The following is a 17,094-nucleotide window of genomic DNA, read 5'->3' as shown; positions in this document are numbered from 1 at the left end:
GGAAACACCGGTGGGACGGCGGAATTCTCCTGGCGGCCGTGGATCACGGATCAGGTCGGTCGCAACGAGGTGGGGCCATGCGGCAGCGCGGAAATGTGTTGCGCCCTGGGGCGGTTGGAGTCGGTGGGGCGGTTCTGGTGTTGCTGCTCGGTGCTTGTGCGAGCAGTGGTGCGGGCGGTTCCGTCGATCGCATCGGGTCGGCCGCGCCCACTGTCGCGGGAGTGGACCCGCTAACTCCTTCGGGTGGTTCGGTAAACGCCTCGATCGCGCCGACCAGCGGTCCGGAAGGGGCCATGGGACGGCTGGCCCTGAAGGCCTATCAGGACTGGTGGCAGGTCCAGGCCCAGGTCTTCGGACGTTCGGATTCGGACGGTTACGCACTTGAGCAGTACTCTTCCGGGCGCGCCCTGTCCGACAGCCTGGTCAGCCTCCGGCAACTGCGCGACGCCAAAGTGGTGATGACCGGGACGCCGCGCAATTCCGCGATGGTCAAGGCCATTGATCTGAAAGCCGATCCGCAGACCGCCGTGATCGAGGACTGCGTCGACCTGTCCGGCTGGCACCGCGTCGACGCCGTCACCGGGGCCGCCAAGGATCCCGGAGCACGTCTGAACCGGTACGTCGGAACCGCTTCCCTGCGCTGGTTCCAGGCACATTGGTTGATCTACGACTTCAAACGGGAGGTGGACCGGACATGCTGAACGCGCGGAAACCGGCCCGGCGAATCGCGATCGCCGCGTCGATGTCGGCCGGGTTGCTGCTGACCTCGGCCGTCAACGCGACCGCGGACGAACCGCCGAACGGCGGCGCCGAGCAGTGCTACCCGAACGTCATCTGCATAGACGTCAATTCCGGCGGATCGACCACGTCGCCCGGCGGACCGAAGCCCGGCGGTGGCGGCGGTTCGGACACCGGCCCGCAGCTGTGCAGCTACCACGAGGTCGCGTGGGCCTGCCACGACCCCCAGCTGGGCTGGTTCAACAGCGACAAGGGGTGCTACTTCCGCGCCCTGGACAACCCGCCGCCCGCGGGCGACCCGGCGTGGGACGGCCACGACCCGAAGGACGGCTCCCTCTACACCAAGGTCTGTCCGCAGACCGACGGCGGCCAGGGCGGCGCCGAGATCGTCTTCGAGGCCACCGCGCCGGGCGGGCAGAACGTCAACGCGGAGGCGATGGCCATCCAGCGGGCCTACGACCAGGTCCGCTTCCGGCCGCCGGTGGGCCGCGCCGCTCCGCAGACCACGGCGGTGGTCAACGCCCCGGTCTGGCTCTGGGCGGACGACGCCGCGCTGCCCGCACCGGGCAGCGCGGCGGTCGGGGGCATCTCGGTCACCGTCACGCCCCGGCTGCTGAAGGCGGACTGGAGCTTCGGCGCGCACCTCCAGACCTCCTGCACCACGACCGGAACGCCGTACGACCCCAAGTACGGCGACGCGAAGTCCCCGGACTGCGGCTACGAGTTCAGGACCAGCTCGGCCGGTGAGAAGAACAGCGTTTTCAGCGCCACGGTGACGATGCACTGGGAGGCCGCCGTGGTGGTCACCGGAGGGCCGAACCCGCGGAAGTTCACGATCCCGGGCATCAACCAGAGCAGCAAGCCCTTCGAGCTCAGGGTCGCCGAGATGCAGGTGCTCAACTGAGCGCGGTCCGGTGACCGAGCTCCGGTGATCACCCGAAAGTGATCACCCGCAAGTGACCGCACACAAGTGACCGTGCCGGTACGGCGATTCGCACACCGACCAGCCGGACGAGCCAGAGACGAACGAGGGAAGGGCGGAACCCGGTGGAGAACCGTACGTTCGCGACGCCGGGATCCGGCACCTCCGCGGGCGCGGCGGCGTCCGTGGCGCTCCCGGAGCAGCCGGAGCAGACAGGTCCGGGCAGGGGCCGGGGCCGGGCGGTGCCGCACGCGCCCGGGCGGACCATGGGGGCGCGCCGGCGGCGCCCGGCGGTGCTGGCGATGGCGGTCGCGCTGATCGCGGCCGGCGGGCTGGGCGGGGCCGTGCTCTACAACAGCACCGGCCAGCGGGTCGCGGTGCTGGCGCTGGCCCGGGACGTGCCGTGGGGGCAGGTGATCACCGAGGACGACCTGGTGGTCGCCCGGATCGCGGGGGACCCGGCGCTGCGCCCGGTGTCGGCCCAGGACCGCGCGAAGGCGGTCGGCATGCGGGCCGCGACCGACCTCAAACGCGGTGCGATGCTCACCGGTTCCGACCTCGCGCAGGGCCTGTCGGTGCAGCCCGGGCAGATCGTGGTCGGGGTGTCGGCCAAGCGCACCCAGCTGCCCGCCAGCCGGCTCCAGCCCGGTGTGCAGCTGGTCGTCGTCTTCACTCCCGACAACGGCCGGGCCGACTCGCTGCCGGCCACGGTGATCACCGTCGGCCGGGTGGACACCGACGGCAGCCAGGTGATCGACGTGGCGGTCGGTACCGCGGACGGGCCCCGGCTGGCGCAGTGGGTGGCGAGCGGGCGGATCCAGGTGCTGCTCGCGCCGCGGGGTGCGGCGGGTGCCCCCGGCGGCGGCACCGCGCCGGTCCCGGCACCGAGCGGTGCGCCCTCGGCCGCCGCCACCGCGCCCGGGGGCGCGGCGCCCGGGGCCACCACGCCGGGCCCCGGTGCCGCCTCCGGGGCCCCGGCCGCGACGGGCGGCGCCTGATGGCCGTGATCGCGGTGGTCGGCGGCCCGGGCGCACCGGGAGCGACCACCACCGCCCTGGCACTGCTGCTGTCGTGGCCGCTGTCGCCCGGCCGGCGGATCCTGCTGGTCGAGGCCGACCCGGACGGCGGCGCGGTGCTCGCCGGTGCCCTGGAGGGCCGGGTCGAGGCGGTGTACGGGCTGCGCAACCTGGCCGTCGCCGACCGGCGCGGACTGCTCACACAGACCATCTGGGAGCAGCTGATCGACCTCTCGCCCGAGGGCAACGCCGAACGGCTGCTGCTGCCCGGGCTGACCGACCCCACCCAGGCGCCCGGCCTCGCCTACACCTGGGAACCGCTCGCCGAACTGCTGCACGGCGTGGAACGGCAGGGCTACGACGTCATCGTGGACCTCGGCCGCTCCGGGGCCACCGGCCACAGCGCGGTGCTCGCCCGCCGCGCCGACGCGGTGGTGGCGACGGTGCGCACCACGCTGCGCGGGCTGAGTTCGGTCCGGCCCCGGCTCGCCGCCCTGACCGAGGACCTGGCCACCGCCGGTACCGGGGCGGACGCGCTCGGGCTGCTGCTGGTCGCCGAGGGGCCGTACACGAGGGCGGAGGTGACCCGCGAGCTCGGGCTGCCGGTGCTCGGGGTGCTGCCGCACGCCACCCGGACGGCGAAGGTGCTCTCCGACGGCGGGGACACCGGCGACCGGCGGTTCATCCGCTCGGAGCTGATGCGCACGGCGCGGTCGGCGGCGGACGAGGTGCAGCTGCTGATCCGCCGTCGGCGCCAGCGGCTCGCGCCGGGCGCGGCGCAGGACGCGGTGCCGGCCCGGCTGACGGCGGGCGGCCCGGCGGCGGTCCCGGTCGCGGCGGCGGTGCCGGTGCCGCCGGTCCCGGCGGCTCCGGTGCCGGCCCCGCCGATACCGGCCCCGCCCGTGCCGATGGCGCCGCAGCCGTCGATGCCCGTTCCCGGGGCCGGGCCCGTGCCGTCGTCCGGGCCCGTGCCGTCGTCCGGGCCCGTGCCGTTGTCCGGGACGGGGCCGGTTCCTCCGCCCGCGTCCGCGCCGGGCCCGTACGGGCAGTCGGCGTACGGGACGGGCGGCCCGTCCGACTACGGGCAGCCGGGGTATGCCCAGCCGGGATACGGGACGGGCGGCCACGGCCCGTCGCCGTATCCGCCGGGAGGGTACGGCACGGCGGCCCACGGCCGGTCCGTGCACGGCCGGTCCGGCTACGGGACGGCGGAGGGCGAGCAGCCCTCGTACGCCCCGCCGCAGCCCGTCCCGCCGGTGATCACCACCGGCCCGGTGGCGCCGCTGGCCGGGCTGGCGCCGCAGCCGGCCGCGCCGGCACCGTTCCCGGCTCACGTCCAGTTCGCCCCGTACGGCGAACCGGAAGACCAGTACCCGCTCCAGCAGCCTGCGGTGACGAACAGTCAGGGCGACACGGGCGGGCCGTACCCGAACAATCCCGGGGAGGTGCTCCGTGCGCGGTAGCCCCCTGCACCAGCGTCCCGCGTCCGATCCGGCCGCGCTGCCCTGGGCCGCGCCGCCGCCCGGACCGGTCGTCCCGCCGCACGGGTACCGGCCGGGACCGGTCGCGCCCCAGCCCGTCCCGGCGCAGCCCGTCGTGCCCCAGCCCGTTCCGCCCGGTGCGGCCGGGCCCGCCGCTGTGCCCTCCCAGCTGCCCTCGCTGGACCTGCGCGGCTCCGCCACCCGGCCCGCCGTCGACCCGCAGGTCGCCCGGGAGCTCAAGCGCCAGGTCGCGGCCGAACTGCACCAGCAGATCACCCGGTTGACCGCCGCCTCCGGTTCCGATCCGGACCGCGCCACCCGCCGCCAGCGCGGCCGGGCGCTGATCGAGGAGGCCGTCGCCCGGTGGTCCGACGCCTATGCGCAGACCCACGGCATCCCGCCCACCCGGGAGCAGGACCGCGCCCTCGCCGAGGCCGTCTTCGACCTGCTGTTCCGGGCCGGCCGGCTCCAGCCCTACCTGGACGACCCGGAGATCGAGAACATCCTGATCAACGGCTGCGACGACGTCTGGGTCTCCAAGGTGCACCAACCCCTGCGCCAGGTACCGCCGGTGGCCGAGAACGACGCCGAACTCATCGAACTGCTCCAGGACCTGGCCCGCCAGCACGGCGGCGGCGAGCGCAGCCTGTCCACCGCCAGCCCGACCCTCGCGCTGCGCCTGGAGGGCGGCATGCGCCTCCAGGCGCTCACCGAGGTGACGCCCCGCCCGTACATCGCGATCCGGCGCCACCGGGTGGCCTCGGCGACGCTGCCCGAGATGGTCGAACTCGGCACCCTGGACGCCACCCTGGCCGCCTTCCTGGCCTCCGCGATCCGGGCCCGGAAGAACGTGATGATCACCGGTACCCAGGGCGTCGGCAAGACCAGCCTGCTGCGCGCGATGGCCGCCGAGATCCCGCCGGACGAGCGGATCGGCACCCTGGAGTCGGAGTTCGAACTCTGGCTGCACACCCTCGGCCACCTGCGCCAGGTCGTCCCGATGGAGGCCCGCGAGGGCAACGGCGAGCGCGTCGAGGGGCGCCTGGCCGGGGAGTTGACCATCGGCGACCTCATTCCGGCCGCGCTGCGCATGACGCTCTCCCGGATCATCGTCGGGGAGGTCCGCTCCGGCGAGGTCGTCCCGATGCTGCGGGTGATGACCAACGGCGAGGGCGGCTCGATGTGCACCCTGCACGCCCGCGGCCCGCACATGGTTGTCGACCGCATCGCCGAACTCTGCCTGGAGTACGGCTCGCACATGACCGACTCGCTCGCCTACCGGCTCACCGCCAACGCCCTGGACCTCATCGTGCACGTCACCATGGTCGACGAGACCGCCGTCGGCGGCCGCCGGCACCGCTTCGTCTCCCACGTCCTGGAGGTCACCGGCCTCGGGGAGAGCGGCCGGCCCGCACTGAACACCGTTTTCGGCCCCCGGCCGGACCTCGGCGAGCCGCGGGCCGTCCCGCACACCCCGCCGCAGTGCCTGGACGACCTGCGCCGGGCCGGCTTCGACGCCTCGCTGCTCGGCTCCCGGTACGGGAGCTGGGCCACCCCGCTCCAGCTGCGGATCGGCGGTGGCGCGCGGTGATGCTGCTCTTCGCCCTCTGCGGGCTGGCGGTCGCGGGCGGCCTGGTCGCCCTGGTGGCCTGGGCCCGCGGCAGCGAGCCCGGCGCCGAGGACGGGGCCGAGCGGGAGCCCAACCCGCTGGCCGGCCGGATCCACGTGTTCTGGTACGGCGCCCCCGGGACGGCCGCGCACCGGATGGTGCGGCTGCGCCGCGTCCAGCTGCCGCTCGCGCTCGCCGGCGCGCCGCTGGCCTGGCTGTTCACCGGCATCCCGCTGACCGCGCTGCTGGTGCCGCTGGCCGTCTTCGGCCTGCCCTGGCTGTTCGACACCACCCGCCCGGACACCCACCGGATCGAGCGGCTGGAGGCGCTCTCCGAGTGGACCCAGCGGATCGCCGACGTGCTGCTGCTCGGCGTCGGCCTCAACCAGGCCATCGTCACCAGCCGCCGCACCGCCCCGGCCGCCCTGGAGGACGAGATCGGCGAGCTGGCCGCCCGGCTGCAGGCCCGCTGGCGGCCCGAGGAGGCGCTGCGCGCCTTCGCCGACAGCCTCGCCGACGCCACCGCCGACAAGGTGCTCGCCGCGCTCGTGCTGCGGGCCGGGGACAGCGGCCCCGGCCTGGCACGCACGCTCTCCGACATGGCCGACTCGGTGCGCGAGGAGGTCCGCCAGCGCCGCGCCATCGAGGCGGACCGGGCCAAGCACCGGACCACCATCCGCTGGCTGGTCGGCATCATCGTGCTGGTCGTCACCGTCGGCTCCTTCAACACCGAGTACACCCGGCCGTACGGGAGCTTCCTCGGTCAGGTGGTGCTCGCCGTGGTCGCCGCCCTGTTCGTGGCGATCATCGCCTGGATGCGGGCGCTGGCCTCCCACCCGCCGGTGCCCCGGCTGCTGACGCCGGACCGGCGCAGCAGGAGCGGGCGCCGGTCCGCCGCACCGGCGGCCGCGCCGGAGCCGGTCGAGCAGCTCGGGGAGGTCCGGTGATCTCGCCCTGGTCCGTGCTGGCCGGCGCCTTCGCGGCCGGCGGCCTCGCTCTGCTGGTCGCCGAACTGCGGCCGGCGCCACCGGACCTGCGCCAAGCGCTGGACCGGCTGCACGCCACCCCCGCCGACCGCGAGCAGGACCCGGACGAGCGGCCCCGCTGGTACGACCGGATCGGCGAGCGGTCCGTCCACCTGCGCGGGGTCTCCGTACCGCGCCGTGAACTCGCCCTGATCGGCCGCACCCCGGCCCGGTTCATGGTGCACAAGCTGCTGTTCGCCGCGCTCGGCCTGCTGCTGCCCGCCTACCTGGGGGCGATGGCCGTGCTGATGGACACCGGCCTGCCGTTCGCGCTGCCGCTGGTCGCCGGGCCGCTGCTGGCCGGGCTGCTCTGGTTCGTCCCGGACGCCGTGGTGCGCGGCGAGGCCAAGGAGGCGCGCACCGAGTACCTGCACGGCATCGCCGCCTACCTGGAACTCGTCGCGATGGAGCGGGCCGCCGACTGCGGCCCCGCCGAGGCGCTGCGCCGGGCCGCCGCGGTCGGGCAGGGCACGGTGTTCCGGCGGATCCGCGACGCCCTGGAGCGCGCGGCCACCGACCGGCTCCCGCCGTGGGCCGGACTCGACGCACTGGCCGAGGAGCTGGGACTCAGCCCGCTCCAGGACGTGGCCGACATCATGCGGCTGTCCGGCACCGACGGCGCCGCCGTCTACGACACCCTTCGGGCCCGCGCCAAGGGCCTGCGCGGGGAACTGCTCGCCGAGGACCTAGCCCGGGCGAACGCCGACAGCGAACGGATGGTCGCTCCCGGGGCCGCGCTGACCCTGCTGATGACCGTCCTGATCGTCTTCCCCGCCCTGCACCAGATGCTCAACTGACCGTGCTCCACGGTCGCGTACCGTCCCCGACCGGACCTCGCAAGCCCCACCCGCCAGTTCAGAGCAGCCGGCACCACCACACCACACCGCCACATCCCCGGGAGAACCCGATGACCGCACGACTCGCCCACCTGGCAGACCGGGTGCTGCGACCCGCCCTGCTACCGGTCCAGTTCGCACTGATGCTGTTCACCCTGCGGCTCGGCCGGCTGCGGGCCGCCCGGGCGCGCGGCGACCGCGGTGCGATCAGCATCGAACTCGCCCTCGCCATCATCGCGTTGGTCTTCGTCGCCGGTGCCGTGGCGACGGCGCTCTACCTGCTGAAGGACAAGGTCGTCAAGAAGGTCGAGCAGGACCCGAACATGCCGGGCGGCGCGGGCGCGGGCGGCGCCACCCAGTGATGCGTCCTGCTCTCCGCCGCAGGGGCGACCGGGGGTCGATGAGCGTGAGTCTCGCCATCGTCTTCCCGGTCGTCCTGCTGCTCCTGCTGCTCGTCGTCCAGGCCGCGCTGCTCTGGTACGACCGGCAGGTCGCGCTCACCGCGGCCCGCGAGGGTGTGGACGCCGGACGGGTGCAGAGCAGCGCGACGGACGGCGAGAAGAACGAGGCGGCCCAGCGGCAGGCCCGCGACTTCCTCGACCGGCAGGGCGTGCGCGGGTACGTGGTGCGGACCGACGGCAGCACGGCCCAGACCGTCCGGGTCACCGTGGAGCTGACCCCGCCGCTGCTGATACCCGGGCTCAGGGCGCCCACCGTCACCCAGTTCGCCGAGGCGCCGCGCGAGCGCTTCGTGGCGCCGGTGGTGAAGCCGTGAGGAGTGAACCGAGGGCACCTGGCGGGCGGCGGCGGCCATCGCGGCCGTCCCGGCGGCGGTTCTGGTCGCGGCCGCGCAGGCGGGACCGCGGCGGGATCGCGATCGAGGCGGCGATCGTCGTGCCGGGGGTCGTCGGACTGGTCCTGGTGGCCATCGCCGCCGGTCGGGTGCAGACCACGGCCGGCACCGTGGAGGCCGCGGCCCGGGCCGGGGCCCGGACCGCGTCCCTGCAGCGCAGCGTGGACGGGATGGACCAGCCGGCCAGGGAGTCCGCCCTCGCCACCCTGCGCCAGCAGGGCGTGTCCTGCCGCAACGGGGACGTACGGGTCGGCAAGGGGGAGTTGAACCTGCCGGGCGGACCGGCCACGACCGTCACCGTCACGGTGATCTGCGACGTGGAACTGGCCGACCTGCTCGGCGGGCCGTCCGGGGTACCCGTGACGAAGCACCTCGTCGGCGAGTTCACCTCGGTGGTGGACCGTTACCGGGGCACATGACGGCGCGCGGCGCCGTCGCCGGGAAGACGGGGGATTGGAGACGGCCCGTGCGGGGGAGACGCAAGCGGAGAGCGCCCGGGGGATGACACAGCGGTACCGAGTGGCGCCCGGTGGGAGCCGGTGGGGAGAGCAGCGTGCGAAGTGGGGGGAGGGGACGGGAGTGGTGAGCCGTCTGCGGCGACGGCTGTCGGCGCGCCGGTCCGACCGGGGCGCGGTGGCCCTCTTCGTGGCGATCTGCGCGGCCTACGTCGTGCTCGTCATCGCCCTGGTGATCGACGCCGGCGGCCGGCTGCGGGTCGCCGAGCGGACCGACGCCTACGCCCTGGAGGCCGCGCGGGTCGGCGGCCAGCAGCTCGACCGGGCGGCCGTCCTGCAGGGCAAGGGCTTCAAGGTCCAGGAGAATTACGTCCGGGACGCCGCCGACGCCTATCTGCGCCTGTACGGCCTGCACGCGGGCGACATCGAGTTCTCCGGTGACGGCAAGGTCGTCACCGTCACCGTGCAGGCCGACTACCGCCCGGTCCTGCTGGGCGCCCTCGGGCAACGGAAGGTAACGGGCAAGGGCAGTGCGACCCTCGTCCACGGAGTCGAGAAAGCGGAGACCGACTGATGGCCGCGCCACGTGCCAAGGACCAGGCCCGTACCGCCCAGGCCCGCAACGGCCGGGCCGGGACGTCCCATCGCGCCGGCGGCGCCCGAAGGCCCGCCGCCCCGGCGCCCCGACCACCCCGCGGGCGCGGCCGTGCCGTGATCACCGCGCTCGGCGCGCTGGTCACCCTGCTCGCCCTGCTGCTGGGCGTCCCCGCACTGCTGCTGTACGGCACCCAGGCGGTCGCCGGGATGGGCGAGGTCGCCTCGGGCGGGGTGGGCGAGGCGCTCACCAGCCCGGACGACGGAAGCCTGTTCCTGTGGGCGCTGGTGGTGGTCGGCTGGCTCGCCTGGGCCTGCTTCGCGCTCTCCGTCCTGCTGGAGATCCCCGCCCAGCTGCGCGGCCGGATCGCCCGCCGCATCCCGGCCTTCGGCTGGAGCCAGCGGATCGCGGCCGGACTGGTCGGCTCGGTGCTCGCCCTGCTGCCGGTGGCCGGCTCGGCCTTCGCGGCCGTCCCCGAAGCCGCCCACGGCCCGGTCGTCCAGGCGCAGTTGACGCCGGGCGTGCAGCGCGCCGCACTGCCCGCCGCGCAGGCCGCACCGGCCCCGACCCCGGCCGCCGAACAGCAGAGCACCTACACAGTGCGCGACGTCCGGCCGGCCGACAGCCTGTGGTCCATCGCCGAGCGCCAACTGGGCTCGGGCGAGCGGTGGATGGAGATCGCCAAGCTCAACGAGGGCCGGTTGATGGGCGATTCAGGCGTCCGCTTCGACGCCGAACGGCCGATCCAGCCAGGCTGGGAACTGCTGATGCCGGCGGACGCCAAGCCGGACGAGGCGAGGACACCGGCTCCTGCCCCCGCGCCGGCTCCCTCCGGGGATGCGGCGCAGGGTACCCCGCAGGGGACGCCGCAGGGTGCCCCGCAGAACGTTCCGCAGTCCGGAACGGAGGCCGGGGGGCCCGGAGGCGCCGGTGGCGCGGGCGGATCCGGCGGGCAGCGGACCGTCACCGTCCAGGCCGGGGACAGCCTGTCGGCCATCGCCCAGCGGGAGCTGGGGGACGGGGAGCAGTGGCCGAAGCTGTTCGAGGCGAACAAGGGGGCGCAGGCCCCGGACGGGGAGCAGCTGACGGACCCGGACGTGGTCGTGCCGGGGATGGTGCTCACGGTGCCGGGGGCGGGCGGTGCCGCACCGGCGCCGGCGCCCGCACCGGCTCCTGCCGACCAGGCCCCGGCACCCGCTCCGGCACAGGGCGCTCCCACGCAGGGCGCTCCCACGCAGGGCGCTCCGGCGCAGGGCACGCCGCAGTCGGCCCCCGCGCCCGCGCCCACACACGCGCCGGCCCACGCGCCGGCCCCCGCCGCGCACGCCGACCCGGCCCCCAGCGACGACTACACCGTCGCGCTCTCGGTCTCCACCGTCGGCGTCCTGCTCGCCGCCATCATGGTCGGCGCCGTCGCCCACAAGCGCGGCGGCCAGCAGCGCGCCCGCCGCCCTCGGCACCGCATCGCGATGCCCGACGCCGAGGCCGCCGCCTTCGAGAACGAGCTGATGGCCCGGCAGGACCAGGCCGGACTGGAACTGCTGGACCGCGCCCTGCGCACCATGGCCCGCAACACCGTGCGCGGCGGCAAGCGGCTGCCCGCCATCGTCGCCGCCCGGATCACCCAGGGCCAGACCATCGAGCTGCACCTGTCCGGCCCGGCCACCCCGATCGCGCCGTTCCGCGCCGCGCACGCCGCCAACGTGTGGTGGTGCAGCGCCGACTCGGGCGACCTGCTCAGCCCCGGCCAGGCCCGGCGGACCGCCGCGCCGTACCCCGCGCTGGTCACCCTCGGCACCTCGCCGGACGGCTCGGTGGTCCTCGCCGACCTGGAGGCCGTCCGGCTGCTCCACCTGTCCGGCCACCCGGACGACGCCCGGGACGTGCTGCGCACCCTCGCCGTCGAACTGGCCCACAGCCCGCTGGCCGACCGGCTCCACCTGCACCTGGTGGACCTCGCCGAGGAGCTGCCGATCAGCGGACCGGCCGCCGAACGGGTGCACCGCCACCCCACCCTGGAGGCCGCGCTCGCCGCCCTCGGCCCGCGCACCGCCAAGGCCCGCGCCACCCTGGTCGCCGCCGAGGCCACCAGCCCGCGCGAGGCCCGCAGCCGGGGCCAGGCCGACGAGTCCTGGACGCCCGAGATCGTGCTCTGCGCCCACCAGCCCGGCGGGGACGTCCCGGCCGAGCTCGGACGCCTGCTCGACGCCCGCCCGCGCACCTGCGTCGCCGTCATCACCCGCGCCCCCGAGCGCGGCACTGGCCCGGTCGCCCGCTGGACCCTGCCGACCTCCGGGCAGGCCGCGATCCCGGGCCTGCACCTCACGGTCGAGCTCCAGCGGCTCAGCGGCCACCAGTACGACCAGGTCGCCGAGCTGCTCCGGGCCGCCGACGACACCACCCAGCACCCGGCCCCGGCCTGGACCCTGGACGGGCCGGAGGAGGACCCCGACACCGCCGAACTGCCGACCGCCGTACCGGTGCTGGCTGCCGTCGGGGCCTCGGCCGTCGGGGCTTCGGCCGGTGGGGCTTCGGCCGGTGGGTTGTCGGCCGGTGGGGCTTCGGCCGGTGGGGCTTCGGTCGGCGGGGCTGACGAGGGCGCGGACGCGGCCGCCGGTCCGCGGCTGCTCGCCCGGGTCATCGGCACCGGGGCCAGCCCGTTCGCGGGCACCGATCCGGTGACGCCCGCTCCGGGTCCCGCCGCCCTGCCGCCCGCGGCTTCGGCCTCGGCCCCGGCCCCCGTGCCGGCTCCGGTTCCGGCCGGTCCGGCGCGGTTCGTCGTCAACGGGCAGGGGAGGCAGGCGGCCACCGACGAGACCACCCGGGACCTGCGGCGCCCGGGCCTGCCGGAGGGCGAGGGGGCGGACGAGCCGGGGGACACTTCCTCGGAGTCCACGGCGACGGTCGTGCTCGCCGTCCAGCCGGTCGTCCCGAAGCCCGTCATTCCGCAGTCCGTCGTTCCGCAGTCCGTGGTGTCGCCTCCCGTGGTGGCGGAGCCGGGGACGGCGGAGCCGACCGCGCCGAAGGGGACCGAGGAGTCGGCGCCGTCGGCCGCGTCCGTCGCGGTGCCCGCCGTCGTCGCCGGGACGGGTCCGGCCGGGACCGCCGAGACGGTCGGGACCGCGGACCCCGCCGGTACGGGGGAGTTCGAGCCCGCCGTCGAATCGGGCCCCGCCACCGTCGCCCCGGTCGCCCGGACCACCCCCGGGCGCAGCGACAGCGACGACCTGCTCGCCATCCTCCGCTCCCCGGAGGCGCACGCCGCTCGCAACGCCCCCCGGATCCGGCTGCTCGGCCCGGTGGACGTCGCGGGGGTCCTCGGCACCGCCGTCCCCGGCGCGCTGCCCCGGCTCACCGAGCTGGCCGTCTACCTGGCGCTGCGTCCGGGGTCGGACCGCCACGCGCTCGACCACGATCTGCACCCCGGCGCGGCGCACCTCGACCCGCACCCCACCGCGGGCGACGCCAGGAGCCCGGTGGTGGCCAAACTCGGCGACCTGGCCGCCTGGTTCGGCACCTCGCCGGAGGGCCGCGCCTTCCTGCCCACAGAGGGCACCGAGGGGTACTCCTTCGCCCCGGCGGTCACCTGCGACTGGGACGAGTTCCGCGGTCTCTACCGGCGCGGCATGCGCAGCACCAGTGCCACCGCCGACGCGGCCCTCGCCCACGCCCTGGCCCTGGTCCGCGGGGCGCCGTTCGCCGAGGCCCCGCCGGCCTCGTACGGCTGGGCCGAGGCCGAGCGGCAGGACATGATCGCGGCGATCGTCGACACGGCCCACGAACTGGCCGCCCGGCGTCTGCAGTACGGCGACCACCGCAGCGCCGAGGCCGCCGTGTTCCGCGGCCTCGCCGTCGCCCCGGACGTCGAACTGCTGCACCGGGACCTCTTCTACGCCTACGCCTCGGCCGGTGCCCGCGATCAACTCCTGCGCGCCGTCAACCGGTTGGATGCGCTCAGCCGCCGGACCGGCCGGGACCTGGACGCCGACACCGTCGCCCTGCTGCGGGACCTGCTCGCGGGTTCCTGAGGTTGATCGCCGACTGCCCGGCCACTCCCACGGGGGTGGCCGGGCAGTCGTGTTGACGGGCCGACGGCGGATGTGACGGTCGTGTGGACATTCGGTACGGGTGCGGTCGGCGGATCAATCGGCACATCAATCGGCGGGCCGATCGGTGGAGCGGCGGCCCGGAGGATCGGCGGGCCGGTGGCGGGTCAGACCGCCCGCAGCCAGGCGTCCAGGGCGGTGAAGTCCGCCTCGGTGAGCCCGCGTCGGGGATCCACCCGGTGGAGCAGGGCGCGGGCGGGGGAGTGGGCGGCGACCCAGCGGCGGTCGGGCTCGGTGATCTCGTCGTCCACCCAGGCGAACGGCCGCCCGTCCGCCCATGCGACCAGCGCACGGGTCTTCCAGTGCAGGCCGTCCGGCCCGTCCGGCCAGTTCGTGATGTCCGGCCGGTCCGTCGTCGCAGGGGTGTCCAAGGCGTGCGGGGCGTCCGGGGCGTCCATGGCACCCGTGTCGTCCACCGGCCAGTCCACGACGGGGAGTCGGGGCAGGCCGAGCCAGGGCGCGAGGCACTCGTTGGCGTCCTCCAGCCAGGTGGTGGCCCACACCGGTTCGCCCGGCAGGCTCAGCAGCCGCGGCCCCAACTCCGGGTTCACGCGGGCGATCAGCGGATTCCCGCCCATCGCCGGGCCGGGCGGGACGTACGGGCTGCGGTAGGTGGGGTAGCCACCGGGGGGAGGGTCGCCGAAGGGGATCAGCGGGCCGTCCACGTCGAGGAAGAGCAAGGGGCGATCGGCATCGACCATGACGGCACCTTAGCGGGGCGGCGCGGGTGGTGCGGTGCGCCGATCGGCCACCCGGCCTGGAACGGGTGAGCCGGGATCTCGTAGGGTGGCGCGCACGGAGTGTGGTGGCAGGCACCACACAGGCGAGGGCATCAGACGCCGCGGGAGCGGCGGGGCGGGGCGGTGACCAGGAGATGGCGGAGACGACAGCGGTTTCCGGAGGTCCCGACCCGGCCGGCGGCTCGGGGCCCTGGGACGCCGTACCGCCGCCCCCGCGCCTCCCGGCCGATGAGCATCCGCCCGGCCCCGCAGCGCTGTACGAGCCGCCGCCGCCCCCGGCCGCCCCTGCCCCCGTTCCGGTCGCCGCTTCCGTACCGGGTGTTCCTCCGGGGGCCGTACCTGCTTCCGGGGCGGGCACGCAGGGGGGCGTGCAGCCGGTCGGACAGGCGCCCATGCCGCCGCCCGCGCCCCCAGCCGCACCGCCCGTTCCGCCCACCGGGTGGACCCTCACCGGCCTGCCCACCGCCGGGTTCGCCTCCTCGGCGACCCCGCCGCCGTTCCCGGTCCAGAGTGCGGCGCCGGCCACCGTCGGCGGTGCGGGCGGGCTCGGCGCGGGCGGCATCGGTGCGGGTGGCCTCGGGGCCGCGCCGCGCGGGCGGATCCTGGTGATCGAGGGCGGGTACGGCAACTCCGGCCGCCGCACCTGGGGCCGTGGCGGACCGGCCCAGGCGCCGGTGCTCTCGGCGATGCTCGCCGCCGTCTCGCCGCAGGTGCTGCTCGCGGCGGACGCGGTGGACGCCGTCCACCTCCCCGGCGCCGGTGACCCGCACACCGTCCTCGCCCACCTGCGCGCCGCCTCCCGCCACCCGGGACCGCTGCTGGTCCACCTGGGCGGCCACATCGTCGCCGACAAGCGCGGCGGGCAGCTCCAGCTGACCCTGCGCGACGCCAAGCAGGACGGCCTCCCCTGGCAGTCCGTCGCCGCCGAGCTGAGCCACCGTCCGGCGGAGTGGCAGACCCTCGTCATCGCCGACCTGAGTGCCGACCAGAACGCCTGGCCGTACCTCCAGGGCACCGTCTCCCCGCTCAGCGAGGGCATCCCGCTGTGGGCGGTGGTCAGCCCGGACCCGGAGCAGATCGGCACCTTCACCCGCGCGCTGATCGAGGCGCTGCACGGCGGACGGCCCGGCGCGGGCGAGGTGCTCGCGCCCGAGCAACTGCGGCAGCAGGTGTACTCGGTGCTGCGGCCGGATGTGATCGTCCTGGCCACCCACGCCCCCGACCGGCCGTTCTTCCGCAACACCGCCCGTCGCGGCGAGGGCCTGCCGGCCGACGTGCCGCCGGTGCCGGCCGCCGGCGTGGCGCTCTCCGACCTGCCGCCGCCCCTGGCACCGCCGCTGCCGCGTCCGACGGAACCGCGGGACGCCGTCCCGGGGTGGCCGTCGCCGGTACCGGCAGCGATGCCCGAGCCGTCGACCGCGGCCGTCGGCTCCCCGGTGACCGCGGGTGGTCCGGTCAGCCTGGTCAAGCCGGGCGTCCCGCCCACTCCGCCGCGGCCGGCCCGCCCGGTGAGCCTGCTGAAGGCGGGCGGAACGGCCGAGGCGCCGGGCGTGACCCTGCGCAAGCCCGCCCCGGCCGACGCCGTGCCCGAGGACGGCACGCCTCCGGCGGGCGTCACACTCCTCAAGCCCCGGCCGGAGCCCGCGGACGTCGCGGTCGCCGAGCCCGAACTCCCGCAGGAGGAAGCCGTGGCGGCCTCCGAGGCCGCGGCGGAGGCGGTCGAGGGTGCGGCTGCGGAGGCAGTTGAGGAGACGGCTGCGGAGACTGCTGCGGAGACGACGGGGGAGACGGCCGGAGCGGCGGGCGGGGACGCGACCGGGGAGGCCGTCGCGGAGGAGTCCGAGGCTGCGGAGCGACCCGGGGCCGAACAGGCCCCTGTGGTCACGGAGCAGCCCAGGGACGCCGTCCCGGAGGCGCCCGCGGAGGAGGTGCCCGCTGACGAGACTCCCGCCGACGAGGTGCCGGCCGATGAGGCGCCGACGGAGGAGGCGCCTGCTGATGTCGTTCCGGCCGACGAGCACCCTGCTGACGAGGCGCCGGTCGACGCCGTGCCGCGGGGCGAAGGACCGGCCGACGAGCGACCGGCCGGCGAATCTCCCGCCGACGCGCCGCCCGCCCAGGCCGGCGCCCCGACCGACAGCCCGACCGGCGCCCCGACCGACAACCCGGCCGGCACCGCTGCCGAAGCGTCGGCCGACGAGGCCGCTGCGGCCAGGCCGCCCCGGGCGGACTACCGCGAGGTCATCGGACGGATTGTCCGCAGTGCCGACGCCGGGGATCACGCCGCCGCCACCGACCTGGCCTTCGCCCTCGAACTGGAGGCGATCGCCGAGCACGGTGCCGTCTCCGAGCCGGTGCTGCAGGTCCGGCAGGTCCGGGCGCACGTCTGCCGGCTCGCGGGCCGGTCGGCCGAGGCCGCGGAGATCTACCGCGAGGTGGCCCTGACGCTGCTCCGTTCCCAGGGGTCGGACCATCCGGAGACCCAGCGGGCGGCGACCAACGCCGAGGCCTGCTGGCGTGCGATCACGGACCGCGCGGCGGCCATCCGGATCGCCCCGGAGATCATCGAACTGCGCGCCCACCTCCCGGGCCCCGACGGCCGCAAGCTCCGTGCCGCCGAGCGCTACCTCGCCCAACTGGCCGCTGCCGCCACCGGCTGACAGCTGGCGGCCGCCAGGACCGCCGTCCGCCGGGACCGCCGTCCGCTGTCCGCCGTCC

Annotated in this window: 14 protein-coding genes; 13 read left to right on the top strand and 1 reads right to left on the bottom strand. The window is 75.9% G+C overall.

Going from position 1 to position 17,094, the window contains the following annotated elements:
- Window positions 1–77 precede the first annotated feature (77 nt).
- The 12 genes from ACWGJO_RS19760 (at window position 78) to ACWGJO_RS19705 (ending at window position 13,558) form a co-directional block, all read left to right on the top strand.
- Window positions 78–701, top strand: coding sequence for a hypothetical protein (locus tag ACWGJO_RS19760; RefSeq protein ID WP_452185381.1), 624 nt, complete (start codon window positions 78–80; stop codon window positions 699–701).
- Window positions 695–1,642, top strand: coding sequence for a hypothetical protein (locus ACWGJO_RS19755; protein ID WP_387727655.1), 948 nt, complete (start codon window positions 695–697; stop codon window positions 1,640–1,642). Before ACWGJO_RS19760 ends, ACWGJO_RS19755 begins: the two co-directional genes overlap by 7 nt.
- 143 nt (window positions 1,643–1,785) lie before the next feature.
- Window positions 1,786–2,658 (top strand): SAF domain-containing protein, encoded by an 873-nt coding sequence (locus tag ACWGJO_RS19750; protein WP_452185379.1) that lies wholly within the window; start codon window positions 1,786–1,788, stop codon window positions 2,656–2,658.
- On the top strand, window positions 2,658–4,139 hold the full coding sequence (locus ACWGJO_RS19745) for a hypothetical protein (protein WP_452185377.1): 1,482 nt from the start codon (window positions 2,658–2,660) through the stop codon (window positions 4,137–4,139). Before ACWGJO_RS19750 ends, ACWGJO_RS19745 begins: the two co-directional genes overlap by 1 nt.
- Entirely contained in the window at window positions 4,129–5,748 is a 1,620-nt protein-coding gene (locus ACWGJO_RS19740) for a CpaF family protein (protein WP_452185375.1), read from the top strand. The genes ACWGJO_RS19745 and ACWGJO_RS19740 overlap by 11 nt, the downstream gene beginning before the upstream one ends.
- Window positions 5,748–6,713, top strand: coding sequence for a type II secretion system F family protein (locus ACWGJO_RS19735; protein ID WP_452185373.1), 966 nt, complete (start codon window positions 5,748–5,750; stop codon window positions 6,711–6,713). The genes ACWGJO_RS19740 and ACWGJO_RS19735 overlap by 1 nt, the downstream gene beginning before the upstream one ends.
- Complete coding sequence (locus tag ACWGJO_RS19730) at window positions 6,710–7,588, top strand: hypothetical protein (protein ID WP_359913793.1); 879 nt, start codon at window positions 6,710–6,712, stop codon at window positions 7,586–7,588. The genes ACWGJO_RS19735 and ACWGJO_RS19730 overlap by 4 nt, the downstream gene beginning before the upstream one ends.
- A gap of 110 nt (window positions 7,589–7,698) precedes the next feature.
- Window positions 7,699–7,989, top strand: a complete 291-nt coding sequence (locus tag ACWGJO_RS19725; protein WP_359913790.1) for a hypothetical protein — start codon at window positions 7,699–7,701, stop codon at window positions 7,987–7,989.
- A 38-nt stretch (window positions 7,990–8,027) separates the two neighbouring features.
- Window positions 8,028–8,402, top strand: coding sequence for a TadE/TadG family type IV pilus assembly protein (locus ACWGJO_RS19720; RefSeq protein ID WP_387685144.1), 375 nt, complete (start codon window positions 8,028–8,030; stop codon window positions 8,400–8,402).
- A 119-nt stretch (window positions 8,403–8,521) separates the two neighbouring features.
- The gene (locus tag ACWGJO_RS19715) at window positions 8,522–8,899 is read left to right on the top strand and encodes a pilus assembly protein (protein WP_380635259.1); all 378 of its coding nucleotides are present in this window, start codon (window positions 8,522–8,524) and stop codon (window positions 8,897–8,899) included.
- Between the two features lie 163 nt (window positions 8,900–9,062).
- Window positions 9,063–9,509 carry a hypothetical protein gene (locus tag ACWGJO_RS19710; protein ID WP_452185370.1) on the top strand — a complete coding sequence of 149 codons (447 nt, stop codon included), beginning with the start codon at window positions 9,063–9,065 and terminating at the stop codon, window positions 9,507–9,509.
- Window positions 9,509–13,558, top strand: a complete 4,050-nt coding sequence (locus ACWGJO_RS19705) for a LysM peptidoglycan-binding domain-containing protein (protein ID WP_452185368.1) — start codon at window positions 9,509–9,511, stop codon at window positions 13,556–13,558. Before ACWGJO_RS19710 ends, ACWGJO_RS19705 begins: the two co-directional genes overlap by 1 nt.
- Before the next feature lie 185 nt (window positions 13,559–13,743).
- Here the strand turns inward: ACWGJO_RS19705 and ACWGJO_RS19700 are convergent, their stop codons facing one another.
- The gene (locus ACWGJO_RS19700; protein ID WP_452185366.1) at window positions 13,744–14,337 is read right to left on the bottom strand and encodes a hypothetical protein; all 594 of its coding nucleotides are present in this window, start codon (window positions 14,335–14,337) and stop codon (window positions 13,744–13,746) included.
- A gap of 407 nt (window positions 14,338–14,744) precedes the next feature.
- Between ACWGJO_RS19700 and ACWGJO_RS19695 the strand changes: the two genes are divergently transcribed.
- A complete protein-coding gene (locus tag ACWGJO_RS19695) occupies window positions 14,745–17,036 on the top strand; it encodes a hypothetical protein (protein WP_452185364.1) in 2,292 nt (763 codons plus the stop codon).
- Window positions 17,037–17,094: the final 58 nt, after the last annotated feature.

It is taken from the genome of Kitasatospora sp. NPDC054795 (assembly GCF_053611565.1).
Note: the sequence above shows the minus strand (reverse complement) of the source record. Positions and strands in the feature narration are given on the sequence as shown.